This window comes from Rhodococcus jostii RHA1, from assembly GCF_000014565.1.
GTDB lineage: Bacteria > Actinomycetota > Actinomycetes > Mycobacteriales > Mycobacteriaceae > Rhodococcus_F > Rhodococcus_F jostii_A.
Genome location: NC_008268.1, coordinates 670,013 through 696,471, shown reverse-complemented (window position 1 = coordinate 696,471; position 26,459 = coordinate 670,013). Strand labels below are relative to the sequence as shown.

Annotated in this window: 26 protein-coding genes; 10 read left to right on the top strand and 16 right to left on the bottom strand. The window is 66.2% G+C overall.

Annotation, left to right across the window (positions count from 1 at the left end; all coding sequences use genetic code 11):
* Positions 1–138 precede the first annotated feature (138 nt).
* Complete coding sequence (locus RHA1_RS03010) at positions 139–2,205, top strand: FUSC family protein (RefSeq protein ID WP_011593876.1); 2,067 nt, start codon at positions 139–141, stop codon at positions 2,203–2,205.
* A gap of 386 nt (positions 2,206–2,591) precedes the next feature.
* On the opposite strand, the gene RHA1_RS03005 is transcribed toward RHA1_RS03010, so the two are convergent.
* Positions 2,592–3,119 carry an Rv2253 family sensor-like surface protein gene (locus RHA1_RS03005; protein ID WP_011593875.1) on the bottom strand — a complete coding sequence of 176 codons (528 nt, stop codon included), beginning with the start codon at positions 3,117–3,119 and terminating at the stop codon, positions 2,592–2,594.
* Between the two features lie 1,039 nt (positions 3,120–4,158).
* Between RHA1_RS03005 and RHA1_RS03000 the strand changes: the two genes are divergently transcribed.
* The gene (locus RHA1_RS03000) at positions 4,159–5,031 is read left to right on the top strand and encodes an LLM class F420-dependent oxidoreductase (protein WP_011593872.1); all 873 of its coding nucleotides are present in this window, start codon (positions 4,159–4,161) and stop codon (positions 5,029–5,031) included.
* 306 nt (positions 5,032–5,337) lie between these two features.
* On the top strand, positions 5,338–7,578 hold the full coding sequence (locus RHA1_RS02995; RefSeq protein ID WP_009473244.1) for an NADP-dependent isocitrate dehydrogenase: 2,241 nt from the start codon (positions 5,338–5,340) through the stop codon (positions 7,576–7,578).
* 80 nt (positions 7,579–7,658) lie between these two features.
* Here the strand turns inward: RHA1_RS02995 and RHA1_RS02990 are convergent, their stop codons facing one another.
* The 4 genes from RHA1_RS02990 to RHA1_RS02980 all read right to left on the bottom strand — a co-directional run bounded on the left by RHA1_RS02990 (position 7,659) and on the right by RHA1_RS02980 (position 9,575).
* The gene (locus tag RHA1_RS02990; protein WP_011593871.1) at positions 7,659–8,291 is read right to left on the bottom strand and encodes a hypothetical protein; all 633 of its coding nucleotides are present in this window, start codon (positions 8,289–8,291) and stop codon (positions 7,659–7,661) included.
* A gap of 203 nt (positions 8,292–8,494) precedes the next feature.
* A complete protein-coding gene (locus RHA1_RS51560; RefSeq protein ID WP_016880825.1) occupies positions 8,495–8,662 on the bottom strand; it encodes a hypothetical protein in 168 nt (55 codons plus the stop codon).
* Positions 8,655–8,912, bottom strand: a complete 258-nt coding sequence (locus RHA1_RS51555; protein WP_011593870.1) for a Clp protease N-terminal domain-containing protein — start codon at positions 8,910–8,912, stop codon at positions 8,655–8,657. The genes RHA1_RS51560 and RHA1_RS51555 overlap by 8 nt, the downstream gene beginning before the upstream one ends.
* 129 nt (positions 8,913–9,041) lie before the next feature.
* Positions 9,042–9,575: a hypothetical protein gene (locus RHA1_RS02980; protein ID WP_011593869.1), complete on the bottom strand. Its 534-nt coding sequence runs from the start codon at positions 9,573–9,575 to the stop codon at positions 9,042–9,044.
* 282 nt (positions 9,576–9,857) lie between these two features.
* Here RHA1_RS02980 and RHA1_RS50315 point away from each other — a divergent pair, with 282 nt between their 5' ends.
* The gene (locus tag RHA1_RS50315) at positions 9,858–10,010 is read left to right on the top strand and encodes a hypothetical protein (RefSeq protein WP_016880827.1); all 153 of its coding nucleotides are present in this window, start codon (positions 9,858–9,860) and stop codon (positions 10,008–10,010) included.
* A gap of 54 nt (positions 10,011–10,064) precedes the next feature.
* Positions 10,065–10,970: a 4-hydroxy-tetrahydrodipicolinate synthase gene (gene dapA, locus RHA1_RS02975; RefSeq protein WP_009473241.1), complete on the top strand. Its 906-nt coding sequence runs from the start codon at positions 10,065–10,067 to the stop codon at positions 10,968–10,970.
* A gap of 58 nt (positions 10,971–11,028) precedes the next feature.
* Here the strand turns inward: dapA and RHA1_RS02970 are convergent, their stop codons facing one another.
* From RHA1_RS02970 to RHA1_RS02955, 4 genes are all read right to left on the bottom strand, one after another.
* Positions 11,029–11,664: a GyrI-like domain-containing protein gene (locus tag RHA1_RS02970; protein WP_011593866.1), complete on the bottom strand. Its 636-nt coding sequence runs from the start codon at positions 11,662–11,664 to the stop codon at positions 11,029–11,031.
* Between the two features lie 187 nt (positions 11,665–11,851).
* Entirely contained in the window at positions 11,852–12,259 is a 408-nt protein-coding gene (locus RHA1_RS02965; RefSeq protein WP_009473239.1) for a YciI family protein, read from the bottom strand.
* A gap of 181 nt (positions 12,260–12,440) precedes the next feature.
* The gene (locus RHA1_RS02960) at positions 12,441–13,145 is read right to left on the bottom strand and encodes a hypothetical protein (protein ID WP_011593865.1); all 705 of its coding nucleotides are present in this window, start codon (positions 13,143–13,145) and stop codon (positions 12,441–12,443) included.
* A 96-nt stretch (positions 13,146–13,241) separates the two neighbouring features.
* Positions 13,242–13,622: an NAD(P)/FAD-dependent oxidoreductase gene (locus RHA1_RS02955; protein ID WP_011593864.1), complete on the bottom strand. Its 381-nt coding sequence runs from the start codon at positions 13,620–13,622 to the stop codon at positions 13,242–13,244.
* A 386-nt stretch (positions 13,623–14,008) separates the two neighbouring features.
* Here RHA1_RS02955 and RHA1_RS02950 point away from each other — a divergent pair, with 386 nt between their 5' ends.
* Entirely contained in the window at positions 14,009–15,814 is a 1,806-nt protein-coding gene (locus tag RHA1_RS02950) for a zinc ribbon domain-containing protein (protein ID WP_011593863.1), read from the top strand.
* A gap of 389 nt (positions 15,815–16,203) precedes the next feature.
* Here the strand turns inward: RHA1_RS02950 and RHA1_RS50310 are convergent, their stop codons facing one another.
* Positions 16,204–16,353 (bottom strand): hypothetical protein, encoded by a 150-nt coding sequence (locus RHA1_RS50310; protein WP_009473232.1) that lies wholly within the window; start codon positions 16,351–16,353, stop codon positions 16,204–16,206.
* Between the two features lie 339 nt (positions 16,354–16,692).
* Here RHA1_RS50310 and RHA1_RS02945 point away from each other — a divergent pair, with 339 nt between their 5' ends.
* A complete protein-coding gene (locus RHA1_RS02945; protein WP_041810991.1) occupies positions 16,693–17,577 on the top strand; it encodes a class I SAM-dependent methyltransferase in 885 nt (294 codons plus the stop codon).
* 295 nt (positions 17,578–17,872) lie between these two features.
* Here RHA1_RS02945 and RHA1_RS02940 read toward each other — a convergent pair whose 3' ends face one another.
* The 3 genes from RHA1_RS02940 to RHA1_RS02930 are packed head-to-tail and all read right to left on the bottom strand — an operon-like array spanning position 17,873 to position 20,040.
* Positions 17,873–18,496, bottom strand: a complete 624-nt coding sequence (locus RHA1_RS02940; RefSeq protein ID WP_011593860.1) for a cytochrome b — start codon at positions 18,494–18,496, stop codon at positions 17,873–17,875.
* Complete coding sequence (locus tag RHA1_RS02935; RefSeq protein ID WP_011593859.1) at positions 18,486–19,589, bottom strand: catalase family peroxidase; 1,104 nt, start codon at positions 19,587–19,589, stop codon at positions 18,486–18,488. The genes RHA1_RS02940 and RHA1_RS02935 overlap by 11 nt, the downstream gene beginning before the upstream one ends.
* Positions 19,582–20,040, bottom strand: a complete 459-nt coding sequence (locus RHA1_RS02930) for a COG4315 family predicted lipoprotein (RefSeq protein ID WP_011593858.1) — start codon at positions 20,038–20,040, stop codon at positions 19,582–19,584. The genes RHA1_RS02935 and RHA1_RS02930 overlap by 8 nt, the downstream gene beginning before the upstream one ends.
* A 208-nt stretch (positions 20,041–20,248) precedes the next feature.
* Between RHA1_RS02930 and RHA1_RS02925 the strand changes: the two genes are divergently transcribed.
* Both RHA1_RS02925 and RHA1_RS02920 read left to right on the top strand, forming a co-directional pair.
* Positions 20,249–20,806, top strand: coding sequence for a sigma-70 family RNA polymerase sigma factor (locus RHA1_RS02925; RefSeq protein WP_193384919.1), 558 nt, complete (start codon positions 20,249–20,251; stop codon positions 20,804–20,806).
* Positions 20,793–21,461, top strand: a complete 669-nt coding sequence (locus RHA1_RS02920; protein ID WP_011593856.1) for a zf-HC2 domain-containing protein — start codon at positions 20,793–20,795, stop codon at positions 21,459–21,461. Before RHA1_RS02925 ends, RHA1_RS02920 begins: the two co-directional genes overlap by 14 nt.
* A gap of 24 nt (positions 21,462–21,485) precedes the next feature.
* Here RHA1_RS02920 and RHA1_RS02915 read toward each other — a convergent pair whose 3' ends face one another.
* The 3 genes from RHA1_RS02915 to RHA1_RS02905 are packed head-to-tail and all read right to left on the bottom strand — an operon-like array spanning position 21,486 to position 25,439.
* Positions 21,486–22,694, bottom strand: coding sequence for an amidohydrolase family protein (locus RHA1_RS02915; protein ID WP_011593855.1), 1,209 nt, complete (start codon positions 22,692–22,694; stop codon positions 21,486–21,488).
* Positions 22,691–24,178, bottom strand: a complete 1,488-nt coding sequence (locus RHA1_RS02910) for an APC family permease (protein WP_011593854.1) — start codon at positions 24,176–24,178, stop codon at positions 22,691–22,693. The genes RHA1_RS02915 and RHA1_RS02910 overlap by 4 nt, the downstream gene beginning before the upstream one ends.
* Positions 24,168–25,439, bottom strand: a complete 1,272-nt coding sequence (locus RHA1_RS02905) for an amidohydrolase family protein (RefSeq protein ID WP_011593853.1) — start codon at positions 25,437–25,439, stop codon at positions 24,168–24,170. The genes RHA1_RS02910 and RHA1_RS02905 overlap by 11 nt, the downstream gene beginning before the upstream one ends.
* 193 nt (positions 25,440–25,632) lie before the next feature.
* On the opposite strand from RHA1_RS02905, the gene RHA1_RS02900 reads away from it, so the two are divergent.
* Positions 25,633–26,328 carry a GntR family transcriptional regulator gene (locus tag RHA1_RS02900; protein ID WP_016880841.1) on the top strand — a complete coding sequence of 232 codons (696 nt, stop codon included), beginning with the start codon at positions 25,633–25,635 and terminating at the stop codon, positions 26,326–26,328.
* Positions 26,329–26,459 lie beyond the last annotated feature (131 nt).

Here is a 26,459-nt window from a genome sequence, read left to right as displayed (position 1 = left end):
GCGAATACGTACCGAATCAACCTACAGTGCATAGGATTAACGATCGACAGGAAGTACTTCGGGGAGATATCGCAGAGCACCACGATGTGTAGGGGTGTCATGACGGATGCGCGGGTGCCGAAGGCGCACAATCGGTGAATGGCTTTTCGGTTCGTACAGGAGACTGTCCGTTTTCTCGCGGTCTCCGATCCCGGCAGGCTGCGGCTCCGTGCCGCAACCGCCACGACGATCACCGTCGTGCTCGCGATGGTGGTGCTGTTACCGGGTTCCGACGTGATCGGTCAGCCACTCACCGTCGCGCTGCTCGGGACGGTCGTCGCGATGCAGTCCTCGGCGGCGGTCAAGGACAGGGATCAGCACAGCAGGGTGATCACGACACTGCTGCTCGTGTTCCCGGCAATCGCAGCGGTGTCGATGTCCGCGGTGCTGTCACAGTTCGGGAAGGTCGCCGATGTGGGTTTCATCGCGGTGCTCTTCGCGGCCGTCTGGGTGCGGCGCTACGGCCCGCGAGGGACGGCTCTCGGGATGGTCGCGTTCATCTGCTACTTCTTCGCGCTCTTCCTTCGGGCCGAGCCTGGACAGATTCCCATCCTCGCCGTGTCCATCGTCGCCGGCGTCGGAATCTCGCTCCTCGTCCGTACGGTGATCCTGCCGGACCGGCCCGGGCTCGAACTCAAACGGTTGGTTCGGGCGCTGCGGGCCGCGTCGATCGACGTGCTGGAGGTGGCGCTGAACAGGGGTGATCGGAATCTCGATCTACTCCGCAAGAAACTCGATCGGCTCGGAAGCACCGCGCTGATGATCGACGACTGGCTCGACCGCAACGATGCAGCTCAGCTCCTGAGCGTCACGAATGATGATCTGTCCGTTCGTATCTTCGATGCGCAAATCGCTACCGAACAACTCGTCAGCGCGCTGTGGGCGCTCGACCCGAACAAGTCGTGGCCGAATTCGCTGGGGCAGGCGACCACGGCATTGGGATCGTGCCTGCAGAACAATCCGTCGGACGACCAACTCCGCGCTGCCCGACGCCTCGCCGCTGCGGCCGCAGACAAGTCCGATCCATCGACCCCGGCGGGTATCGCGACCGCCGTCGCGATGCGAGCAGTGCAGGCACACATCGCGATCCATCACATCACCAACAATGCCCTCCGAACAGATTCCGAGCCGAGGAAGAAGCCGGACGAGGACGAAGAAACGGACACCGGATGGAATCCGAGCACCAAAGCGGCGATCCAGGTAGCCGTCGCGACCAGCGCTGCAACGATTCTCGGTGAGCTCATCTCGCCCGACCGCTGGTACTGGGCGGTCCTGACGGCCTTCCTCGTTTTCACCGGAGCGTCTACCCGCGGTGAGATTCTCTCGCGCGCAGGCCACCGCGTGGTCGGCACCATCGCGGGAGTTCTTGCAGGAGTGGTGCTGTCCGCGGTGGTCGGAAACAACCAGCCGTTGCAGCTGCTCTTGCTCGTCGTCTGCGTATTCTTCGCGTTCTACCTCGTCACGGTCGCCTACGCATTGCTCTCCTTCTTCATCACGGTCATGCTTGCGATGCTGTACGGACTGCTCGGCACATTCAGCATCGAGGTACTCGAACTGCGCATCTACGAAACGGCGGCCGGGGGACTGGTCGGAATAGCGGCGGCGTACTTCATCTTCTCCACCGGAACGAGATCGACGATGATCTCGAAGATCGACGACTACCTCGATCAGATGACTGCCATCATCGACACCGCTATCGGAGCCGTCGTCCAACCAGGCCACGAGACTGACCTCGTCGCCGACATCCGGAAGCTGGACAACGCGCTGAAGGACCTTGTCACGGCGGGCAAACCCTTGGAAATGGGACCGACGACGCGGACTCGCCGGGGAGCGAAACGGTTGTTGCGGATCATGACGGTCAGCAATCGGTCGTCTCATGCACTCGCCCGAGCAGGGGTAAGCGCCTCCCGCGGCGAACCGGACAGCGAACCGTCGCAGGAGACCACGAAGGCATTGCGCCAAGCATCCCATGTCACCAAGGCAACCATCGCCGACGTCAAACGCGCACTCGCCGGCGAGCACGTAGAGCCTCCAGAGAAACTCACCGAAACCTCGGCACCCGACGTCATGCTGCAGTCGACCACCACGCCGGGGCCGGTTCGCAGTGCCGTCCGCTCGCTCAGCACCCTCAACCGCACGATGGGGGAGGCATTGACGCGTGTCTGATGGCTCGTACATATTCCCGAGCGAAGCACAAAGCAAGCCGGTCGAAGGGGGAAGCCTGTCGAAGTCCGGCGCTGACCCGCAATGGTGGGCTGTCTTCGCGAGGAGGGCGGGGAGCTCGATTACCCATCGGCGGTGCGTACGATGGCGCAGCTCGTGTGGCTCAATCACGGCAAAGAATCGGTCGCGCCGGATCATTGGCGCATGTTTCGGTCACGCCGACCTCGGATGCGACTCGGCCGCATCGATTGCGGCACCGCCCACGGCGGTGATGCGAGCGAAGCGCTCTGCTGTTCCCGATCCCGCGGCACCGCCGGGCCAACGGGTGAACACAACAGGCCCCTATGGGTGACCACCCCCGATGTCGGGGGTGGTACAGGCGTCTGTGCCTATGAACTGCTGCCGAATGGTCCGGGAGGCGGCGCGACGGGGTAGGCCGCGACGTCCATGATCACCGAGCCCTCGCACGGGCCGCTGTCGATATCGGTACGCCAGGAACCGGTCAGCGTCCCGTCTGGTTGCGGTGTGTAGTACGCAACCGAGTGCGCCGGTGCCCACACCTTCGGCACCCCCTCGCCTTGGTAGCAGTCCCACTCCCAGTCGTAGGTGTGGACCCAGCTGGTCCCGTCCCAGGTGTACTGCGGCGGCAGCGGCAGTGTCGGGTTGGCTGGCGTGGGCCCATCGGTCACGGTGGCCACGCAGGTGTCGTCCGCGCAACTGGTCTCGAATGTGTACGTATCGGCGAAGTCGGGCTCCCACTGCCGCGCGGCCAAGCTCGTGCCGTCCTTCGTCGCAGCGAAGCGCTTCACGGAGTACTCGCCCGACCAGGACGGCTGCGTCGGTGCCGCCCCCGCGGGCATGGCCGCGACAACTGTTCCGGACGCTATCAACGCGACTACCAGCAGTGATTTGCGCATGACGAGATTGAATCACAGGTATCGGCGCGGTGTACGGGGTGATAGGCGGCTCGGGTCTGTCGTAGGTGAATGCAAGGATGGGTGCATGAGTTCCTATGGATGGCGACGCCCGCTTCGGCGGGCGAGGGATGCGGTGCTCCAATCGCCGCCCCGGTCCGTCCTCATTCGGGGGTAGCGGGCCGGGGCGCATGAGCGCTGAAAGGCACTGCCTTGTCCCGTACCGATGCACATTCTCCTGTTTGGGTTCGCCTTCGCCGTGGCGAACTTGCCGTTGAACCGTGGCACGCCGACTGCCATGACGTCTGCGACCTCCCTGAGCGGTTTCAGGGAGGTCGGGCCTGGTTGCCCGCGACGAAGTGCTTCTGGGCCTTCGCGTACACGGGCACCGGGATTTGCTCGTGCTCGCTGTGCCACGACGGTGAGGGCCATGCTCGTGATCTCCGTCGCGAGCGTCGCCGTACTGTCCGTCGTCTCGCGGACAGGCGTCGCCGGTGGGGTGCCGGTGACACTTCGGCTTTCGACGACGTCGTTGTCCCGCATCGCAGACGGCATTGGTGGAAGTGATCACTAGGCGCAGGCGTGTTCAGTGCAGGTTTCGGCGCAGGTCTGGACGCAGCCCGGACGGGTGTTAGTCGTTGGCGCGCAGCGATTTCGAGTGATCGGCTCGAGTGTATCCGTATCCAGCACTGTGCTGCAGTCAGAAGCCGGTGTGTGGGCGGCGAGTGCGACAACGCGGTGGGCTCGATCACGAGAATCGGTCGAACAGGGCACGGATCGCTCGACATTCTTCCGATACGGTCGAATTCGCCTGCAGGTGGACGCCATTCGGGATGGTCGCTAGGAGGAGATCCTTGTGGACAAGAGATCCAGTTCGCCCCTCATCCGTGCAACTCGCTGCGAGAGTACAAGACCGAGCACGTCGCACACCTCGGACCGTCCACAGCCACAGGACTCCGAGACCCTCTACCAGGCGATCGGCAGGCCAAGGTGGTATCGACGATCCCTGGGTAGTCGTAGCCGACAAGCCTAACGTGGAGCTATGGAACTTGGACTGCACATCGCCGACTTCACCTTTCCGGACGGACCGTCGACCCTCGCGCACGACTTGTCTCGCATTGCCGTCACCGCCGAGGACGTGGGTTTCGCCAAGATCAGCGTCATGGATCACCTCTGGCAGATCGAACCGGTAGGACCGATCGACACCGAGATGCTCGAGGCTTACACCACTCTCGGCTACCTCGCTGCCGTCACGAAGAAGGTGGATTTGCTGGCCTGGGTCACCGCCACTGTCTACCGCGAGCCAGGCCTTCTCGCCAAGGCTGTGACCACGCTCGACGTCCTGTCCAAGGGGCGGGCGTACCTGGGAATCGGCGCCGCCTGGAACGAGGACGAGAGTGTGGGACTCGGGCTCCACTTCCCGCCCACGGCCGAACGCTTCGAACGACTGGAGGAAACACTGCAGATCTGCCTGCAGATGTGGAGCGAGAACGACGGACCGTTCGAGGGAAAGCACTACCAGCTCGGCCGCACGATGAATGTGCCGCAGCCGCTACGGCGCCCACACCCGCCGATTCTGATCGGCGGCGGGGGTGAAAAGAAGACGCTTCGGCTGGTCGCGCAGTACGCACAGGCCTGCAACCTGTTCGGGGGACCCGAGGTCGCGCACAAGCTGGAGGTGTTGAAGAGCCACTGCGACGCTCTCGGAACCGACTACGACGCCATCGAGAAAACCGTGATGTTCCCACTCCACCCGGGTGCGGGCGGACAGAACGTGGACACACTGTTGGGTCAGCTCGAGGACCTGTCGAAGCTGGGAGTCACCCACGTCCACGGATGGGTACCGGACGTCGCGTCGATCACGCCCCTCGAACTCTTGGGCGACCGCGTCGTTCCGGTGATCGCCGACTGGTGATCCGTCCGACGCACGGATCGCCGGATCCGGTCGTCCGCGGTTGCGCCGCCCGGCCTCGGTGGAGCGCATGGTGGGGAAGGTCCGGCGGTGGTGGGGTCGGTGACCGCTGCCGGAAATGAGGTGAACGCGATCGATGCGCACTTGACCGCGGAGTGTTCGCATGGTGAACCAAATGGTCGCAGTGAATCCAAATAGGGCGCTTGAATATGCTCTGATGATGTCGCACCTAACCTGGACTCGACGCGAGACCGATAGCCTCACGAGGAGCCTATCGACCTCGGAACGAACTGACGCGGGAGAACAACCATGAGCGCCGATAAGCATCCAACCATCATCTACACGCTGACCGACGAGGCGCCGTTACTCGCGACCTACGCCTTCCTGCCGATCGTGCGCACCTTCGCCGGTGCCGCGGGCATCGAGGTCGAGTCCAGCGACATCTCGGTACCGGCGCGGATCCTGGCCGAGTTCCCCGACCGCCTCACCGAAGAGCAGCGCGTCCCGGACAACCTTGCCGAGCTGGGTCGGCTGACGCAACTGCCCGAGACCAACATCATCAAACTGCCGAACATCAGCGCGTCTGTGCCGCAGCTCCTGGCCGCCATCAAGGAACTGCAGGGCAAGGGCTACCAGATTCCGGACTTTCCGGAAGCCCCCAAGACCGACGAGGAACGCGATATCCGGCAGCGCTACGGCAGGATCCTCGGCAGCGCGGTCAACCCGGTCCTGCGTGAGGGCAACTCCGACCGCCGCGCACCCCGGGCGGTGAAGGAGTACGTCCGCAAGCACCCGCACAGCATGGGTGAATGGTCGATGGCCTCGCGCAGCCACGTCGCGCACATGCGGCACGGCGACTTCTACCACGGCGAGAAGTCGATGACACTGGACCGGCAGCGCACGGTCCGGATGGAGTTGGTGACCAAGAGCGGCGAGACGATCGTTCTCAAGGAGGGGCTCGCCCTCGGCGAGGGCGACATCATGGACAGCATGTTCATGAGCAAGAAGGCCTTGCTCGACTTCTACGAGGAGCAGATGGAGGATGCGCGAAAGACGGGCGTGATGTTCTCCCTCCACGTCAAGGCGACGATGATGAAGGTCTCGCACCCCATCGTCTTCGGTCACGCGGTGAAGACCTTCTACAAGGACGCCTTCGCCAAACATCAGAAGCTGTTCGACGAATTGGGCGTCAACGTCAACAACGGCCTCGTCGACCTGTACGACAAGATCGAGACGCTGCCCAGCACGCAGCGCGAGGAGATCATTCAGGACCTGCACGACTGCCATGAGCACCGTCCGGAGTTGGCCATGGTCGACTCCGCCCGCGGCATCTCGAACTTCCATTCGCCCAGCGACGTCATCGTGGACGCCTCGATGCCCGCGATGATCCGCTCGGGCGGCATGATGTATGGCGCCGACGGGCGACTCAAGGATGCCAAGGCGGTAATGCCGGAGTCCACCTTCGCGCGCATCTACCAGGAGATCATCAACTTCTGTAAGACCAACGGCGCGTTCGACCCGACGACCATGGGTACCGTCCCCAACGTCGGGCTCATGGCGCAGAAGGCCGAGGAGTACGGCTCGCACGACAAGACCTTCGAGATTCCGGAGGACGGCGACGCCAACTTCGTGGATGTCGAGACCGGTGAGGTTCTGCTCACCCAGCAGGTCGAGGCGGGTGACATCTGGCGCATGTGCACCGTCAAGGACGCGCCGATCCGCGACTGGGTCAAGCTCGCGGTCACCCGGGCACGCAACTCCGGCATGCCGGTGCTGTTCTGGCTCGACCCGTACCGCCCGCACGAGAACGAGCTGATCAAGAAGGTCGAGCTGTACCTGCAGGATCACGACACGGAGGGCCTCGACATCCAGATCATGTCGCAGGTGCGCTCGATGCGGTACACGCTGGAGCGGCTGATCCGCGGGATGGACACCATCGCCGCGACCGGCAACATCCTGCGTGACTACCTCACCGACCTGTTCCCGATCCTGGAACTCGGCACGAGCGCCAAGATGCTGTCGATCGTGCCGCTGATGGCCGGCGGTGGCATGTACGAGACGGGCGCCGGTGGGTCGGCGCCCAAGCACGTCAAGCAGCTGGTGGAGGAGAATCACCTGCGATGGGATTCGCTCGGTGAGTTCCTGGCGCTGGCCGTCAGCTTCGAGGACCTCGGCATCAAGACCGGCAACGAGCACGCCAAGATCCTGGCCAAGACGCTCGACGCGGCGACCGGCAAGCTGCTGGACGAGAACAAGAACCCGTCGCGCAAGACCGGCGAGCTCGACAACCGGGGCAGCCAGTTCTACCTCGCGTTGTACTGGGCACAGGAACTCGCCGCGCAGACCGAGGACAAGGAACTGGCGGAACGTTTCGCCACGCTTGCCGAGGCGTTGACCGAAAACGAGGAGACCATCGTGCGGGAGCTCATCGAGGTGCAGGGCTCGCCGGTTGACATCGGCGGCTACTACCAGCCGGACAGCGAGAAGGCCGACGCCGTGATGAGGCCGAGCAAGACATTGAACACCACGCTGGCGGCCGCGCAACAGTGAGCCCCAACCACTGATCCGCCGGTTCGGGAACTGTGCACGGGTCGAACACTGGTGCGGGGCAGGGCCCTGGCCCTTGTGGGTCAGGGCCGCCCCTCCAGCGACCCTGTGACCGCCAGGTCGTCGAGCAGCCCCAAAAATGCTCGGGCACAGGGGAGGTCGGCAGTGGCCCCCGCCACGGTGGGCCAGTCGACCTGCTCGCGCAATGCGCGGGCGACGGGCAGCATCGGCACGAAATCGCACCGATGGGAACCGAGATGACGGAGTTTGTCGATCATGAGATCGGTTCCGCTGAGGACCGGTGCCCAGATCTGCCCGATCCGCATCGTCTCGGCCCGTTCGAGGAGTCCCTCCCCGGTCCCGGTGGGAGAGGCCGGATACAGCAGGATGACCCGGAGGTCACCGCCGACGACCTGCCGTGACCCGAGTCGGGATGAAACGATGGACCGCATCCCACCCGCAGCCAACGCGGTCCTCGCCTCAGTCAGGTGATTGTCCGAGGCGATGATGGTCACCTGGTGCTCGGCCGGCGGTCCGCCGCGGGCGTAGACGGCGCAGTCCCCGCCGACCGCGAACGCCCCGTGGGCGGTCGAGAGGATGTTCACGGCCCGCCCCAGCGTCCGCATCAGCTGGGCTTCGCGGGCCGCGACTATCCGAACGGTGGGGTACTCCTCCGCCCGTGGGGAACACCGGCGCGGCGGATGCTCGGTGGTCATGACCGGTGGATACCCGGCGTCGCAGACCTCAACCGTGCGATGGGTCATCTCGCTTCACGGAGTGCGGCCACGGGAAGTAGATCGACGGATCTTCGTGAGGGGCGCGCCGAGTATTGGCTTGCGCGCTTGTCACCGCAGGTGGCGATAGCGTTCCTGCCGATGGCTACGTCGGTGGCGCGGTTCTTCGCCCTCCACCGAAGCTGCTAGTCGGATTGGTTGAGGGCGTCCATGATGCGGTCGTGAATCCAGGTTTCGAGGTTCTGGCCGGCGGGGTGGGCGCGGGTGTACTCGTCGTCTGAACCGGATGGGGATGCGGTGGGCGGGCCCAGCGTGGGTTGCTGGGCAAGTTCGTGCTGTAGGTGCTCACGCATCTCGCTGATGCTGATGGGTGAGAGGTCGGTGAGGATCTGAGCGGGTGCCGGTCCTGGCGGTGTCGAGTTTGCCGCGGATAGCCGGTGCGGTGACACCCCAGGCGGTCAGTGCTGCCGCTGCGGGGCCGCCGCCATCGAGGATCCCGGCGAGTAGGTGTTCGGTGCCGAGGGAGTCGTGGTGGTGTGCGCGGGCGATGTCGGCGGCGAGGACGACCACTTGGCGGGCTTGATCGGAAAATCTCTCGAACATAATTGATCACTCGTGACGGATGGGAGTGGGTTCACTGGATCGGTGAATGTGTGGAGAGGTGGCAGGTTCCCGGGCGGCCCCGTCCCCGTCTGCTCCGCGTTCGGGTGTGTTGTGTTGTGCTGATGGGGGTTAGCTGCCGAAGATGGTGCCGAGGTCGTCGAGGTTGAGGGTGTCGCCGGCGGCAGGGGGTGCGGGATCCTCGCCGGCAACGGTGACGACCGTGGACGCTTGTTGCACGATGAACTCCGTGCCGGGCCATTGTGCCAGGTAGTCCTCGATTCCGGGGAAGTCGGAGATCCACATGGCCGGGTCGGTATCGGTGCGCGAGCAAGAGGCCAGTGCGACGTAGGAGCCGTCCGGAACGTCGATCACCGACTGGGTCGTCGTCCCCGGTTGAATCTCGCCTGTCTCGTACAGTGATTGACCGGCGCTGAGGACGTCGCGAAGGGGCGGCAGCACGCCGTCTGGTGCCGGTGCGAGGGAAGTTCCGCAGCCGATGGTGGTGCCGCTGCTGTTGGTGATGGTGTTGGTGACGGTCGATCCGTCAACGGTGAAGGCGAAGGTGACGTCGGTGGTTTCGGCCGCTGATGCCGGCGCGGCCGCTGCGACTGCCAGTGGGATGGTGGCCACGGCAAGGAGGGTGGTACGGGCGATCATGGGCATGCGGTGTCCTATTCGTCAGGGCAATGAGTAGTGATGTGTGCATCCTGCAGGAGAAACCGACCGATTGGCATTGTTTCCGCGAGTTTTGTTGAACCGGGGGACTTCGATGCTGTTGACGGTCACCGCCGTCGGTCTCCGATCCCGCAGGGGACGTGATGCCGGTCTTGAATGGCTCATGGGCTCTGCACAATTCGAAGACACTCCGGCGGTCTTGAAATTGGGACGGACTGCGGGACGCATTACTGGGTTACCCCGTGCGGGTTTCCTGGAGACTGGTCAGTCATGACCGATCAGCTGCACGCCGACCTCACAGAACGTCTGGGCCGGGCTGTCGCCCGTGCCGCCAGGGATGGTGACCCCCTGTTCGGCACCGTCGAGGTCACCATTGCCGAGTTGGCTGAGCTACTCGAACGCCGAGTCCCTCCCGGTGAATGACCGGGGGAGATCTGGTCTGGGTTGACGCGCGTTCGTCGCGCATACACTAGGGCGATGACCGATTCGTCAGCGCCGGTGGCTCCGTTCGGGCGCGTTCTTACAGCGATGGCTACGGCGTTCACCGTGGATGGCGAGATCGATGAGGAGGCGACTGCTCGGATCGCCGTACATCTGGTCGATCATGGGCACGACGGCCTTGTGGTCTCGGGGACGACCGGTGAGGCGGCCACGACTACCACCGCCGAGGACGGTCGGATCTTGCAAGTGGTCAAGGATGCGGTGGGCGACCGCGCGAAGATCGTTGCCGGGGTGGGAACGAACGACACGCGGCACACGCTGGAATTGGCGAGGCAGGCTGTCATGCACGGTGCTGACGGGCTGCTGCTGGTGACGCCGTACTACAACAAACCGAGCCAGGGCGGTGTACTGCAGCACTTTCGGTATGTAGTGGAGGCAGTCGATGCTCCTGTCATGGTCTACGACATTCCCAGCCGGGCCGGTACCAAGCTGGCGCCGTCGACGTTCGAGACGATGGCGGAATGGCCGTCCGTGGTGGCGGTGAAGGATGCCGCTGGAGACCCCACTCAGGCGATCATGTTGCGCGAATTGGGCTATGCGGTCTACTCGGGAGACGACAGCCTCACCCTGGGGTTCCTGGCGTATGGGGCCTGCGGGGTTGTCTCTGTTCTCGGGCACGTGGCAGGCGACGAGATCCGCACGATGATCGACGCCTTCGTGTCGGGGGACGTCGAAACCGCACGGGAGATCAATGCCCGCCTGCAGCCGGCGTTGCGTGCGGTCATGGGTGTCCCCAATTACGGCGCGACGACGGTCAAGGGGGCACTGCAGTTGCTCGGTGTGCTCCAGAACAGAATCGTGCGGTCCCCGCTCCTTGCCCTCGACGACGGCGAGTACGAGGCGTTGCGGACGGGGCTGCACGCGTCGGGGTTACTGCACTGACAAAGCGGAGTATGCCGGAAGTGCGTCACGTGCTGATGGTTGTCAGGCGTGGTGGTTGTCAGGCGCCGGAGGCGGCGCGGGTGGTGATTGGTTGTCTGAGGATGGTGCGCTGCTTCTCGGGCGCGATCCTGCGGAAGTCGTTGAGGTAGATCTCGTGGTGCTTGCCGGACACACATAGTCCGTTGCTCGGGATGAAATCGTCGTGCAGTTGTGCGAGCACGGATGCTTCGTCGTCGAAGGAGCCGGCGTGCAGTGTCTGCACACACCGCCCTTCGCTCAGATCCGCGAGTCGGACGTCGTCGAGGCGTACCGGGCGGTTCTTGGCACCGACCTGGTCGACAGCGGTGGTGAACATGGCCTGGTCGACCCAGTTCGGGGTCATGATCATCATCGTCCAGTCCCATCGCGACTTGTCCCGCACCGTGGTGAAGGAGTCCATGTCGTCTGCCCACCACAACCCCTCGAGCGGAGGGACGACATAGTCGCGGCCGAGGTCGCGCTTGCTGGCGAATTTCAGCTTGTACGCGAGGGGGTAGAGAGCTTCGACGGCGTCGCTGAATGCCGGTGAGGTGTTGGGGTCGCCGTGACCGTCGATCATGAGGTATTGCAGGTCGGGCACATCCACGATCCGGAACTCGCCGCGTGGTGCCTGGTAGGCGGCGAGGGTCTTCTTGAAGTCGGTCTTGTCCGTCATCGGGCACCTGGACTCGCGTAGCGAGCCACCACCTTTCTGCCTCCGAGAGGCTCGATGAATAGAAGAACATCTCATGCGTCGGTTGCGGGGTGCGGTTCCGTCTCGCACCGCCTCGGCCGCCGTGGGGTGGAGTCCGCGGCGGCCGAGGATCGGCGAGCACCTTCGGGGTACTGGCCGGAGGAGGGGGTCAGTCAGCGATGGTGGGCGGCTCGGTGAGGAAAGGGCGTACTTCGAGCCACTCATGGATCGGTTTCCCTCCCGCCCCTGGAGCAGCGGAGAGCTCTCCTGCCAGCTCGATGGCGCGTTCGTAGCTGTCGACGTCGATCATCATCCAGCCGGCGATGAGGTCCTTGGTCTCGGCGAAGGGGCCGTCGGTGACCGGTGGGCGACCCTCGCCGTCGTAGCGGACGAACATTCCGTCGGGGGCGAGCGCTTGACCGTCGACGAACTCGCCGCTGCCTTCGAGTCGGTCCGCGAAGTCTTGCATGTACTGGATGTGGGCCGAGATCTCCTCCGGCGTCCACTGGTCCATCGGCACGTCGTTGACCGCAGCCGGGGCGCCGCGGTAGTGCTTGAGCAGAAGATACTTGGCCATTGTGTTTCTCCTCGGTGGTGGTGCGGCCCATTGTGGTCGCGTTCATTGTGGAGACGGAGCCGGTCGGGATTTCTCGACATGCCGCCCGAAGAGTTTTTTCGGGTCTCGTCCGAACCCGGGGTCTGGGGCTGGTAGTTGCGGTATCCGGGCGTGTCGTGCACAGCGCTCGCGGCGCACCTCGTCACAGTGTCGGCCGGTCCAGCGGCCGTGGGAGTGGCGCGAGTGCGCCGGCGTCCCGTAGTCGGCCGTACACGCGAAAGATCGTGTCGATGTCGCCCGGTGCTGCAATGTGCAGAAGCACGCCGCCGTCCAGCGTGTCCTGACGGACCGCCTCCGGGCCGTCGGGTACCAGGACGGCGCGGGCCGCGGACAGATAGCCGAACCGGCCGACGACAGGATCGCCGACGGTGAACCCGGCGTCGTCTTCGAGGGCATCGAGAATGTCGTCGTCGCTCACGTCACCGAAGTCCGGTTCCCACACCGACGCAAGCATTGCGAGTAATTCGGATTCGGGGACGACGGTGCCTTCGGGCGCGTCGACCGCCATCACCAGCGACTGCAGGAGAAACTGCGGGACACCACCCGCCACGCCGGACAATTCGACCGCCCACCCGTCCGCACCGGTGTGTATCAGCCGCAATCCGGTTCCCGTCAGATCCGACCACGCTTCAGCGCGCTGCGCGTCCAGGAGTGCCGCTGTCAGGTCGTCCGGCGAACAGGTGGTGTCCGGTCCCGACGTGTGAACCTGCCGCCACTCGCCTCGCACCGGTGGCGCGGCCGCCGGCAGCAGTTCCGTGACGTGCTCCAACGTCTGCCGCCACCGTCCTGCCAGCGTTTCGACCGGCTCCGGCCGCGGCCCCCAGAAGGCCCGTACGACGCGTCGCATTCGAATACGTCCTCCCCCTCGCGATCCCTACGGTCATCCGTGCGTCCCGGGCGGGATCAGCGTCCGCAACGAACCGTGGTGCACCTGATTCTGTCATCAGATGCGTCCTGCCAACTGGAAAGGAAGCATCGCTTCCAGGATTCGACGGGTGGTAACCATGTCGGCGATCCCCTCAGCTGTGGCAGGTGCCAGCGTGACACCCAACATGCCGTGGCCGGCGGCAAGGTAGAGGCCGCGGTGACCGGGAACCGGGCCGATGAACGGCAAGCTGTCGGGTGTGGCGGGTCGTAATCCGGCTCTACCGGACCGAATTTCGACCTTCGTGTCGGGGGTCCATCCTGCCAAGTACGGGTGTACCCGGTCCACGAGGCGTCGGATCCGTCGCTCGGGGACCCGTTCGTCGCGGGCAGGTAGTTCGAATACGCCGGCGATGCGTATCGCGTCGTGGTACGGGCTCAGTCCCAGCTTGGGTTCCATCAGGTACAGCGCATGGCGTGGGGAAGTGCCGGCTCCCCGGACGTCGATCTCCGAGGATCGTGGTTCAGGTGTGCGGGAGACCCGAGCGGGACTGAATCGGATGCTCGACGACGCAGTCAGGGGTCACTTTACGGTGGGGCGAGTGGTGTGGCGGGATCGGTTGGCGCGGTTTGGCGGTGGCGTGGATCGAGCGTTACCTGTCGGTGCTCGGGGTTAAGGTCGAGGTCCTGCGTGAGCATGGGGACAAGTCGCTGGTGGAGGAGCTGATGGATGACTTCATGACAGTGCTCGCTTAGTTTCCGGCCGTTTCTACCAGTTGCGGTCGATGCAGAGTCAACGTCGACTTCTTCGGCGATGCGGCAGCACGATGGGAGAGGGACTAGCTGATGGCCGATACCGGATTCACTGCGCTGCGGCAGTTCTCGTTCACCACCCGCCCCTACCTGGCTGTCGATGACGCGACCGGTGCGCCGATCGGGCTCGACGACCTCGACGTTCGTGTCGGGTGGATGCTCGACCTGATCTCGGGCGCCGAAGCTCACCTGCTGTCGCGGCTGTGGCAACCGGCCACCTTCGATGTCCTGGTCGCCGGATGTGACAGCCGAGGCCGAAAACTCCCGATGCAAGGTCATGTCGCTGCTGCGCGTCTCGGCTGGACCCCGCACTACCCGGACGGTGTCTACGTCCCGTCGCGTGTCACGCGGGTGGTGACCGCGCAGGCAGTAGGCACTTTGCGGGCTCTGGCATACCGAGACACCGCGATCACCGCACTGTCGGCCCGGTTCGACCCGGCCACCGGCCGCATCGCCGCACCCACTACTGCTGCGGAGTACGTCCCGTGCGGATACGCCCGAGGTGTGGTGCGGCAGCTCACCGCGCGCTCACACCGCACCGCCGGCGTGGCCGCGGAGCGCCTGCGGATCACCGACGTGCAAGCACCACCCCAGACCTCGGCGATGGCTCGGCTTTCCGCAGCGGATCGACAACTCGCACACATCACCGTCACCGACGCCGTCATGACGTTGACCGTCACACTACCCACCACTCCCGCCCCGGAAGGACGCGCGCAGTGGCGACGAGTCCGGGTGACCGCCGCGATCCCACCGCACCTGCACGCGCGGCCGATCAGCGAGTGGCATCTCCCGACCCTTCATCTCGACCACCGAGGTCTGCTGTTGCGGTGCGCTGCCAACGAAGCAGTCCCCGTCGCGGATATGAGATCGGGAACGACGGCGGTGGGCGTGGACTGGTCCCCGTCCACACTCGGTGCTGCTGCCGTCGCCACCGAAACCCCGGATGGTCTGGTCTCGGACTATCGGGGTTTCACGTACGACGACCGCGGCCTCGGGGCGAAGCTGGCCCGCCTACAGACCGAAGGGCAGATGCTGCACCGCAAAGCTGCTCGCTTGACACGGCTGGCCGCCACCGCCCCACCGGAGGTCCGCGCCGAGCTGGAGGCGAAGATCGCCGTCCTCGACGAGCACCGCACCGCGGTGGGTGCCAAGCGGGGGAAGATCAACCGGGAACTGGCGTTCCACTTCGCCCGCCAGGCCACCGACTACGCCGTCGACGCCCAGGCACAGCTGATCGCGGTGGAAGATCTCACCACCCTCGAGACCCGCGGACACGGACACGTCAACAACAACCGGGCCGCGCAGTCCGCCCGCCGCCAAGCCGTGGTCGCCCTCGCCCACACCGCCGCGGAGGTCGGCATCACCGTGGTCTCGGTGCCCGCCCGAGGATCGTCCGCATTGTGTCCGGGCTGCGACGAACCACTTGCACGCCCCGGCGGCTACCACGACGCGTGGTGTACTCGCTGCAAGGTCGGCGGCAACCGCGACCACATCGCCGGGGTGAACCTGGCCAAACGCGCGCTCCTCGGCAAGAACAACGTCACCCCCCGGCGTGGGCAGTTGCCCGCGATCCGGGTCGCCGAGCACGCGCCGGTGCGCCAGTGCCGCCACAAGAAAAGTCCCACACCGCGTCGGCCGCGACACCGCCGGGTCCGCCACAGCCTGCCGATCGCACCACAGCGGATGGGGGTGACTCCGAAACAGCATGTTCCTGCACCACAAGCGTCGGTGTGGGACACGGTCAAACCCGTACCGCCGCACGGTGATGCGGGTAGCCGTGACACACGTCCATCTCCCACGCCCGCCACGCAAGTGGTAGATAGTGTGAGATCTACGTAGACGCTTCCCAGGAACACACCGGAGGCACCGATCAAGCCGCTCATCAAGGAACTGATTGGATGAGCATCAGTCGAGCTCGCCGGTTACGGCCCGTGCACCCTGCGGAAACCCTGTTCGAGTGTTCGACACGCTGACCTAGCCGGCGAGGGTCTGACGGTCCGTTGATGTGCACCGATGCGACGTTCTCGACCATGATTCCGAACACTACGGACGACGTGCGGGAGCCTCTTCCATCTGTGTTCGAGCGAAGACGAGGCCCCATTCCTGAAATTGTCGAAATCTCCAGGTGAACCATCGGAACTGACGGTCTCGAACACGCCAATCGTCAATTTCCATCGAGCGATTCAACTGATCCGCTAGAGAGTCCTCGTCCGCGGCGGCGAGCTTCGTCAGTTCGTGACCGCGGGGCGGGTGGGCCTGCGGTCGTCGGCGAACATGGCCTCGATCCTCGACTTGATCTCCGCGGTGCTCATGGTGCCGCTGCGCCGGGGCGTCTGCCGTCCGGTGGGAGTCGTCGGGGCAATCGAGGTTGTCGCCATGTGTCCTGCTTTCGTCGGTTACCGATATGTGTGCCTCACGGTCACGGTTGTGATCTGGTTCACATCGTGGCCGACTATGTTGTACACCACATGTTCGGTCCCGTGCCACTCGGCCTGGTCACCTCGGCGGTGAGTGGGAATGTGACCGAGCGGGCGCGAGGTAGGCGAATCGGCTCCGGCTGATTGCGATGCCCCGAGCGTAGAATTGCGCGGGTTCGGTCGATCACGCTGGGCCCGGATTTCGGTGAGGCCTTACCGAACTTCTCCGGCCTCGTCGCCGGTTTGCGCTGCTCGGTCGTCGGCTCCGAATTGCGATGAGATCGGGAAGGTATTTCAGCGATGCGAACCGATGGAGACAGTTGGGACATCGTCAGTAGCGTGGGCCTGACCGCGTTGGGAGTGGCGACATTTCGGGCGTTGGAGACAGTGCGCCCCGACGCGTTGATTCAGGACGACTACGCGCGGTGGTTCGTCGAAGCGGCGGGTGAACCGCATTTCACCGGGCTGTTGGCCGACCCGTCGTTGCTCGGGGACATGCGGTTCTCGGGCTTCATGGGTTCTCGGACCAGATTCTTTGATGAGTTCTTCTCGTCAGCCACGGGCGCGGGGGTTTCGCAGGCGGTGATCCTCGCGGCCGGGTTGGACGCCCGGGCGTATCGCTTGGACTGGCCGACCGGTACGACGGTCTTCGAGGTCGATCAACCACAGGTGCTGGAATTCAAAGCGGAGGTCCTCGCCGATCATGGGGCTACGGCGAAGGCTGATCGTCGCCCGGTGGCCGTCGATCTTCGAGACGACTGGCCTGCCGCCCTCGAAGCCGCAGGCTTCGACCCCGGTAAGCCGACCGCGTGGTCGGTGGAGGGGCTGCTGGCTTACCTCCCCGGCGCAGCGCACGATGCGCTGTTCGAGCGGATCGACGAGCTTTCCAGCCCGGGTAGCCACGTTGCCGTGGACAACTTCGCGGAGGGAACCGATATGCAACGCTTCGACGCCATCAGGGCGAAGTATTTCGCCGAGAATCCGTTCGGCGACATCGACATCGCCGAACTGTTCTACGGTGACGAGCGGGCCGATCCGGTGCAGTGGTTGACCGGGCACGGCTGGTCGGTGCGGCGGTCCACTTCGCTCGAGTTGGCGGCTGCCTACGGCCGGCCGGTTCCGGATCTCCCCGAAGAACTTGTCGATCTGTCGGAGCGGTCCACGTACCTGACGGCGGTCAAGTAACCCACGGTCCCGCTCGCGGCGACGAACGGCAGAAACGTGCCATTGCGGTGGGCCGCCATTCGCGCGTACATTGAAAGTTGCGGATCGAGAGAGTAATCGGCAACGGTGAAACACTCGAGAAGCAGAGATCCGGCCGAGAATGTGAGAGCATTCCCGGCCGAACCCCTGTCTGGGGCAAGTCCCGTATCTTCCGGCGGTCAACCCACCCGCGGACGTCCGCGCGATGGTGCGACCTCCGCGGCCGCGGCAGGCCGCGCGACAGCTGAGTCCACGATCGTGGCGGTCTCCACTATTCTCAATCCTGCTCTGCAGCAACGTCATCGACGATCCGCGCCGGTGCCGGTCGGGAAGCGGTAGGCGAAGACTCTCGGCGAGTGCGCCAGGGCGCCATCCGGTCGAGGAGCCTGTCCGTCAGGACCAGTACATGGAAGAGGACGGCGGTCATGTGTGCGGTGAAGGTGAAGAACAGCAGGTAGGCGAATGCGGTGTGAGCCCGCCTCAGTACCGCGTAGACGGTGGGATCGGGTGCAAGCAGGGTGGGCAGGTGCAGATGCTGGTAAAGGGTGATCGGGTTGCCACCGGCCGAGAGCATGGCCCACCCGGTGAGTGGCTGGATCACGAGCAGCCCGTACAGCAGGTACTCCGACGCGGTTGCGACCCGGCGCTCGACCGGTCCCATGGTGGCGGGTGGTGCGGGCGTGCGGCACACCAGCCGGTTGCCGATGCGGACGATGACCAGGAGGAGGATCGCGGCGCCCAACGGGACGTGCACCGCGCGCAGCAGATGGTAGTGGTCGAGTGTCGTCACCATGACGGCGCCGACGAGCAGTTGTGCAATCACCATGACCGCCATCGCCCAGTGCAGCAACCGGACGGTCGGCGCGAACCGGAGCGGGCGGGCGGTCGGGTCAGCGGTCATCGCGCACCCCATCCACGTCGACGGGGGCCGGCGGTTCGGGCTCCCCGGACCGGCGGGTGAACGATTCGGTGTAGACCGCGGAGCGGGCGCTGAGCAGGGGATCGTCCGAGGGTGCGATACCCGTGGGGAGGATGAGCGGATCGAAGTTGAGGTCCCGCGCGTTGTGCGGCGCTTCGGTCCGGACCGCCTCGATGGTCACTGTGCCGACGTCGAGGACCTGCCGGGTCGGCGGCCACGGCCGGGTGGCGTCGTCGGTCCGATCGCCCGGCTGGCCGATGGTGAGCAGCATCCGCCACCGCAACGTCGCACGCGAGACTGCCGCGGTGAGTGTGTCGAAGAGATGGTCGCGCCCCAGCGGCGGGAGGCCGGGGGAGCGGGCCGGTTGCTCGGGGACCAGTGTCCACCGAACCGGAACCATGACTCCGGCGTCGTTGGTGCAATGGAAGGCGTTGAGACCGTAGAAGGTGCTGTTGTCGAACCCGGAGGTCGGTGGATGCTGTCGGATGAAGTTCATCGCCGCCGCGGTCTCGGGATGGCGGGACAGAAACGCCGCCATGCGATCCGGATCGGGTTTGCCGGTGGCCGGGTCCGTTTTCGAGGCGAGCAACCGCTCGTAGAAGCCGTCGGGTGTCCGGTCGGGGAACACCGGGGTGTTGATCATCGCGGTGCGCCACTGCTCGCCATCGGGGAGGTCGAACGCCAACCCAAGCCCCCGGACCGTGTCGTCGGCATCCGGAGTGGACGGATTCCCACCCGAGAGTGAGAACCGGCCGGTCACCGGGATGCGTCCGGCCCGGAAAACGCTGGCGGTGGAGACTATGGACCCGGCGCCGGTGGCGGTGAAATATCCGGTCGCGCCGACTCCTTTGGCGTGATTGCGCCGGAATCCGTCGTGATGCCCGGCGACCTCCTCGAACCGGTCGGTCAGCCGTGCCGGGGTCAGCGCGTCGGCGTCCAGTGTCCCCGCCGCGCAGAGGAACCCGCCGACGTCCACTGCCGCAATGGCGCCCACCGCGGCCAGGCCGAGCAGCGCACTGCGGCGACTGACCGCGGGGCGCGGCGCCTGAACCGGGGGTGTGGTGGCGTCATCCATGGGCGGAGTCGACCGTCACCACGTGCCAGGTTCCCTTGACGCCGTCGCCGCCCGTCTGCCCGGGGGCGGTGTCTTTCGCGAAACGGTACAGCGGGTGGCCGTCGTAGGTGATCTGCTCGGTTCCGTCCGGCCGCGTCGTGGCACCCGCGCGGGCGGAGAGGGTGGCGTCGGGCTGGGGTGCTCCGAGCGTGGGAGGCCAGATCTCGGCGCAGGGGCCGGTGCACCGGATGGTGCCCGGGGTGTCCTCGTCGAATCGGTAGAGCGTGAAACCGTCTCCGTCGGTGAGCACCGTACCGAGGGCGGTGTCCCGGGTGCCGAGTTCCACCTGCCCGGCGGCGGAGGCTGACGGCGGCATCGGGCGCTGGGCGTCGTCGGTGGCGGCGCCGCACGCCGACATCAGCGCGATCGTGGCGCCGGCGCCGGCCGCCGCAAGAATCGACTTCTTCAGCATCGTCGTGGGTCTCCATTCGTTCGTTCCGTGTGCCGGATCGTTCGGCGCTGGGGAGTACGGATGGTCGGCGACCCACGTTCAGCGGCCGCAGTCACCTCCGCACACCCGAGTGGCAGAATTCGAGATGAACGCCGCGACGCCCACGCCCGTACTCCTCGGTGGGTGTCGGGCGGGCCGACGCCGTATCCGGTGTTTCGGGAGGTGAGTGGTGCGGCTTCGTATCGTGCGCACACGCGGGGGCCAGTCCGAGGGCGGCTTGGATGACGAGACGGTGTTGCGGGCCGCCTACGACGAACACGGGAGGGAACTGTTCGCCCTCGCCTACCGGTCCCTCGGAGACCGGGGCCGCGCGGAGGAGGCGGTGCAGGAGACGTTTCTGCGGGCGTGGCGGCGCGCGGACCGGTACGACCCGCGGCGCGCTACGCTCCGGACCTGGCTGTATGCGATCTGCCGCAACGTGGTGATCGACGCGATCCGGGCTCGTGCCGCCCGACCCGAGCTGGCCGACGCCGCACCACCCGAGCTGCCCGCACCCGAGCGTCCCCTCGAACAACTGCTGGTGGGGCTCGAGATGGAGGAGGCGCTGCGGCGGCTGTCCGATCAGCACCGCTGCGTCCTGGTCGAGATTCACCTGCGCGACCGGCCCGCCGCCGAGGTCGCCGCACAGCTCGGCATTCCCGTGGGCACCGTCCGCAGTCGTGTGTACTACGCGCTGAAGGCTCTCCGACTCGTACTCGAAGAAATGGGGTGGCATGGTGATTACTGACCGCTGCCAGCAGATGCGCACCATGCTGGGGATGTACGCGCTCGGTCGCCTCGACGACAGCGAGACGATCACGCTTCGCGCCCACCTGGACGGCTGCCCGGGGTGCCGCACCGAGTTGCGTCTGCTGACGCCGGTGGCGGCTGCTCTGTCGGCGGCGGACCCGGACCGGATCACCGAACCTGCACCCCGGCCGTCGTCGACGCTGCCCGACGCGATCTTCGGGGCGGTCGACCGCGAACGCGGGCGGAAGCCGTACCACCGGATCGCGGTCGCCGCCGCGGCCGTCGTGATCGCCGTCGGCCTGGTGGCCGGCGGGTTCTTCCTGCGCGGGGGCACCCCGACGGCCCCGCCCGGGCAGCCGGTGGCCTTCACGGTCCTCGCCGCAGGTGTGGATGCCTCCGCGCGGGTGGAGAACAGGGCGTGGGGAACCGGAATCAGCCTCGACGTCGCCGGACTCCCGCAGGGCCGCACCTACAACGTCTGGCTCCAACGCTCCGACGGAAGTCGCATGAATGCCGGCAGTTTCATCGCCGGCGGCGACAAGACGATGTCGATGCAGTTGGCGGTGGGGCTGCCGATGTCGGATGCGACGATGCTCGGAGTGAGCGCCCCGGGCGATGACCGGACCCTGCTGCAAGCGCCCCTGCGGTCCTGACCGGCGCCAACCCTCGTGGACGATTCAGAGGAGCAGGCCGTCGCGAGCCACGACCCGGCCTGCCCGCACCACCGTGTCTCGACGGGGGACGTCGACGACGATCTGCGGCACGCATTCTCCGTCCAGCAACATGAAGTCGGCAGGCGAACCCGGTTGCAGGTCGGCCCGCGGTAGCCCCATGACGGCAGCACCGCCGTCGGCGGCGAGCGTGTAACACGCCTCGAGGTCCGCGTCGAGGCGTGCGTCGAGTGCCCAGCCGAGCAGCCACGCGCGGTGCAGCATGTCCGCGTTACCGAATGGGCTCCAGTTGTCGCGAACGCCGTCCGACCCGAGCCCGACTCGGACACCGCGCTGCGACAGGTGGCGGAAGGGCAATGCCGTTGTCGCGGACAGCGCTGCCGTCGTCAGTGCGATGTCCGCCTCCGCCAGCAGGTCCGCCGTCGACTCCAGTGAGTGGCAAGACAATTCAGCTACGGCGAAGGCGTGGCTGACCGTGACCCGGCCCTGCAAGCCGGCCGCTCTGGTGCGCTGGGCGATGTCGGTGAGAGTCGCGGCACCCGTCTCGCCGGTGTCGTGGAGGTGGATGTCGATCGGCAATTCGTGTCTTTTGGCGATCCCGAAGACGATGTCGAGTTGGCGGGGGTCTCGTCCCGTTCCGCCGGGGGTGTGGTCGAAACCGGCGGGGTCGATGCCACCGATCACGTCGATCAGCCCGCTCTCGGCGGCCACCTCGAGCAGTCCCGCGGCGCCCGGGGTCCGGTCGACACCGTGCTGTGGGAATGCGACGATCTGGACGTCCATCGCGTGGCGCAGGGCATCCCGGGCGGTGGCCACCGCTTCCACCCCGGCGAGCCCGTACGCGGGCGCAACGTCCACGTGCGCCCGCATCGCTCGTGTCCCGAGGGTGGCGGCGTGCGACATCAGCCGGAGGGCTCGGTCCGCGACGGGTGGTTGGGCGTGGTGGAGTTCGACGTCGCCGGCAACGAGTTCCTCGATCGCGTGCGCGGTCCGCCTGCTGTACCACGGCTCGCCCCACGCGGTTTTGTCCGGATGGATGTGGGCGTCGACCAGGGTCGGCACGGCGGTCTTCCCGAGGCCGTCGACGTAGTCGACGGCGGCTCCGTCGGGAATACTCTGTGCCAGTATGCCGTTCACGGCGATCAGGTCTCTCGCCGCGCCGCCGAAGGGGCGGACGTCGCGGAAGACGGTGACGGTGGTGTCTTCGACGGTCATCGTGTTTCTCGGTCCCGTTCCACGTCGACGCTGGTGAGTGATGCGTAGCGTGCCGGATCGCTGCGGCGGATGCGCAGGGCGACGTACAGGCCCGCCGCCGCGACAATCGGCAACGGTGCGAGCAGAAGGACGTTGACGAACCCGGAGCGTCCCGTCAGCAGGTCGAAGTGCACGATCGCGAGCACGGTGAGAACTGTGAGTCCGGCACAGGAGATCAGCGGCGCCCACACCACTCTTGCCGCCGACAGACCCCGCCGGTCGCGGCGGAAGAAGGCGTACACCGCGAGTGCGGCGAATGCCTGCATCGCCATGATGCCGAGGACGCCGATGCTGTTGGTCCACAAGAACACCACCGAGTACGGATCCACCGCGGACGCAGCGCCGGCGAGGACGATCACCGCGCTGAAGCCGGTCTGCGCGATCACGGCGCCACTCGGTGAGCCGTGGCGCGCAGACACCCTTCCCAGGAACCGCGGCAGGAGCCCCTCCCGGCCGAGGGCGAAGAGGTAACGGGCGGCGGCATTGTGGAAGGCCAGAGCCGCGGCGAACGCGCTGACGATGATGAGAGCGTGCATGGTGTCGGCCAGCCACGCACCGACGAACAGTCCACCCGCCTCGAAGGTGAGATCGGGCCCCGCCGCCGAACCGGCCATCGCGACCGCGGTGTCGGTGCCGAAGGCGCCCATGATCAGCCACACCCCGCCGGCGTAGAACAGTGCGAGGAACCCGACGGCAATGTAGGTGGCGCGCGGGACCGTCCGCTTCGGATCACGTGCCTCTTCCGCGTAGATCGCCGTCGCCTCGAAACCGGTGAATGCGCCGATCACCAGAACGAACATCCCGGCCACCCCTCCGGTCGCGAGCGTGCCCGGATCGAAGGACTTCACATCGAGTGCGGCCAACCCGCGTTCGCCGAGGATGCCCGCATTCATGACGAGCAGCGACGCCACCTCCAGGATCAGGGCGACACCGAGAACCTTGGCGCTGAGTGTGACCTTCAGCCAGCCGAGCACACCGACGGCGGCAACACAGACGCCCGACAACACCCACCACGGGACGTCGGCGCCCGTCGCACTGCGGATAGTCCCGGCCGCGAAGTAGCCGAAGGCGGCGGCGACCCCCGGTGTGATGAGGTTGTAAGACATGACGGCGATGTATGCGATTCCGACGCCGAGGCTGCGGCCGAGGCCCCGCGCGACGTAGGCGTAGAAGGCGCCGGCGTTGCGCACATAGAGACTCATCGCGGTGAAGCCGGCCGCGAACAGCGTGAGCAGCGCACCCGCGATCAGGTAGGCGAGCGGGGCACCGGCTCCTCCGATCCCGATCGCAAAGGGCGCGACTCCCGCCAGCACGGTCAGCGGGGCAGCGGCGGCGACAACGAAGAAAACGAGGTCGAACGTACCGATTCGACCGGCGGCGAGCCGGCCGTCGGCGGTCTTCTGCGCGGGGGCCTCGGCTTGGGAGACGTTTCGGTCAGTGATCACGGGAATCCTCGAAGGTCGGTGGCTGAATGCGGATGGTGGTGAGTGGCGTCGGGCCGACGATCCGGCCCCCGTGGAGGACGAGAAGTCGTTCGGGATGGGAGGCAACGGCTTCGGGGACACTGCCCGCGGCGACGGCCACCACATCGGCGCGTTTGCCGGGAGCCAGCCCGTAATCGGTCAGGCCGAGTGCGGCTGCCGCCTCGTCGGTGGCGAGGGCGGCGGCGTACCGGAGGTCGTCGTCGGTCATCAGCTCGCCCTGCAGGCCGATGATGGTTGCGCGTTCGAGCATGTCGGCGGTCCCGTACGGCCACCAGGTGTCACGGATGTTGTCGGATCCGGCGAAGACCCGGACTCCGTGCTCACGCAGACGGAGCACCGGAGGCATCGACCGGCTCGGGCCGTTGGTCATGATCGCGACTCCGGCTCGGGCGAGCGCCTCGGCCACCCGGTCCAGGTCGTGGTAGTCGAGTTGCCCGAGCGCATAGGCGTGGCTGACGGTGACCTTCCCGCCCAGACCCAATGCTTTTGTTCGCGTGGCAATTTCGCGTAGCTGGTGGGCGCCTGCCTCACCGCCGTCGTGGAGGTGGATGTCCACACCGGCGCCGTGCCGCTCCGCGAGCCCGAAGACGACGTTCAGCTGACCGTCGACATCGCCGTCGAATCCGGCGGGGTCGAGTCCTCCGATGACGTCGGCGCCGTCGGCGAGTGCGGCATCGAGGAGGTCGGCCACTCCCGGGGCGGTGACGACCCCGCTCTGGGGAAAGGCGACGAGTTGGATACCGAGTCGCGTGCGGAACTGTTCTCGCACCGCGAGGAGTGCGTGCAGTCCTGTGAGTTGCACGTCCGGGTCGATGTCGACGTGGGAGCGCACGTGCCCGGTTCCGAGCGACACCATGCGCCGGGCGAGGGCTGCGGCGCGTTCGGTGGCCGGCGCCTGCGTGTTGCGGCGCGATAGTCGCTCGGTGGCGATCTGTTCGCGCAGCGTCGGTGAGGTTCGGTGAGGCTGCCACGGGGAGCCGAGCAGGGTTTTGTCCAGATGACAGTGTCCGTCGACGAGCGCGGGGAGTAGTAGGGCGCCGCCGAGGCGATAGGCGCCGGGCCGGTGGTGGCCGGGCCGGTGATCGTCGACGGATTCGATCCGATCGCCGTGGAGTACGACGTCGGCGCGTCGGCCGCAGGGAAGAGTGACGTCTTCCAACGCCGTGGGTGTCGCGGTGTCGGGCGCGGTGGGATCGTGCACGGTGCCGATCGAGTGATGCATCAGTGTGTCTCCGGGTGTAGGCATAGGGGTATCAATGTGCAGGTCAGAGTTGGTTTGTTTCGAATGTCCGGGACGAAGTTTGGTCTACGGTATACCAAATGACCCGGGTGCGGAAGAGATCACCGAAGCCTGCAATGATGCGAGGGAGAGTCTGCGACCGAGCAGGCCCATCCCTCGAACCTGGAGTCGCGCAATGACCACCCGCCGCACCGCGCAGCGCTCCGCCTCGATCGGGGGCACCCATCAGTCACTGCGAGATCGCGCCTACATCGAATTGCGCGAACGCATCATCGAAGGCCGATATCCGGCCGGGTTCCGGCTGGTCGAGCGGGAACTCTCCGAGGAGTTCGGCCTGTCACGGATCCCACTGCGCGAGGCGCTGCAGCGATTGGAATCCGAGGGATTCGTGACGGTGGCACCACGACGCGGCGCCGTGGTCGCGAAATTCGACGCGGCCGCGGCCGAGCACCTGTTCGATGTGCGTGAGAGCCTCGAGGGGCTGGCGGCGCGGCTGGCAGCGCTGCACGCCACCGCCGACGAACTCGATGCCCTGCGTGCCATCGTGGCCCGTTCCCGCGCCGCCGCGGAGACCGGAAAGACCCGCCAGGTCGTCGCGCTCAACGCGGACTTCCACCGGACGATCGTCGAGGCATCCCACAACCCCCTGCTGCAAGATCTGATGGCGCCACTCGACGCGCGACTGCGACGGCTGTTCCACCTCACCTCGACCCGCGACGACGGCGACACCATGTGCGGCGAGCACGAGCAGCTCTACCAGGCGCTCCGAGCTCGAGACGCGGACGGAGCGGAAGAACTGGCGCGGCGACACGTCGTGGGCACCCGGGTCGAGGCCCTCCGCTCCCTGGCCGCCGAAACCGAGACGACCTGAGGGTCGGTGCGTAGCAAGCGGGCAACCACGGTCTCTCCCACGACTGCGACGACCCCAACGCACCTGGCTATCCGATCAAGGACACCAAATCTACTCGCCGCGAATATATTTCGAGTTTCTCCTCCGCTGAG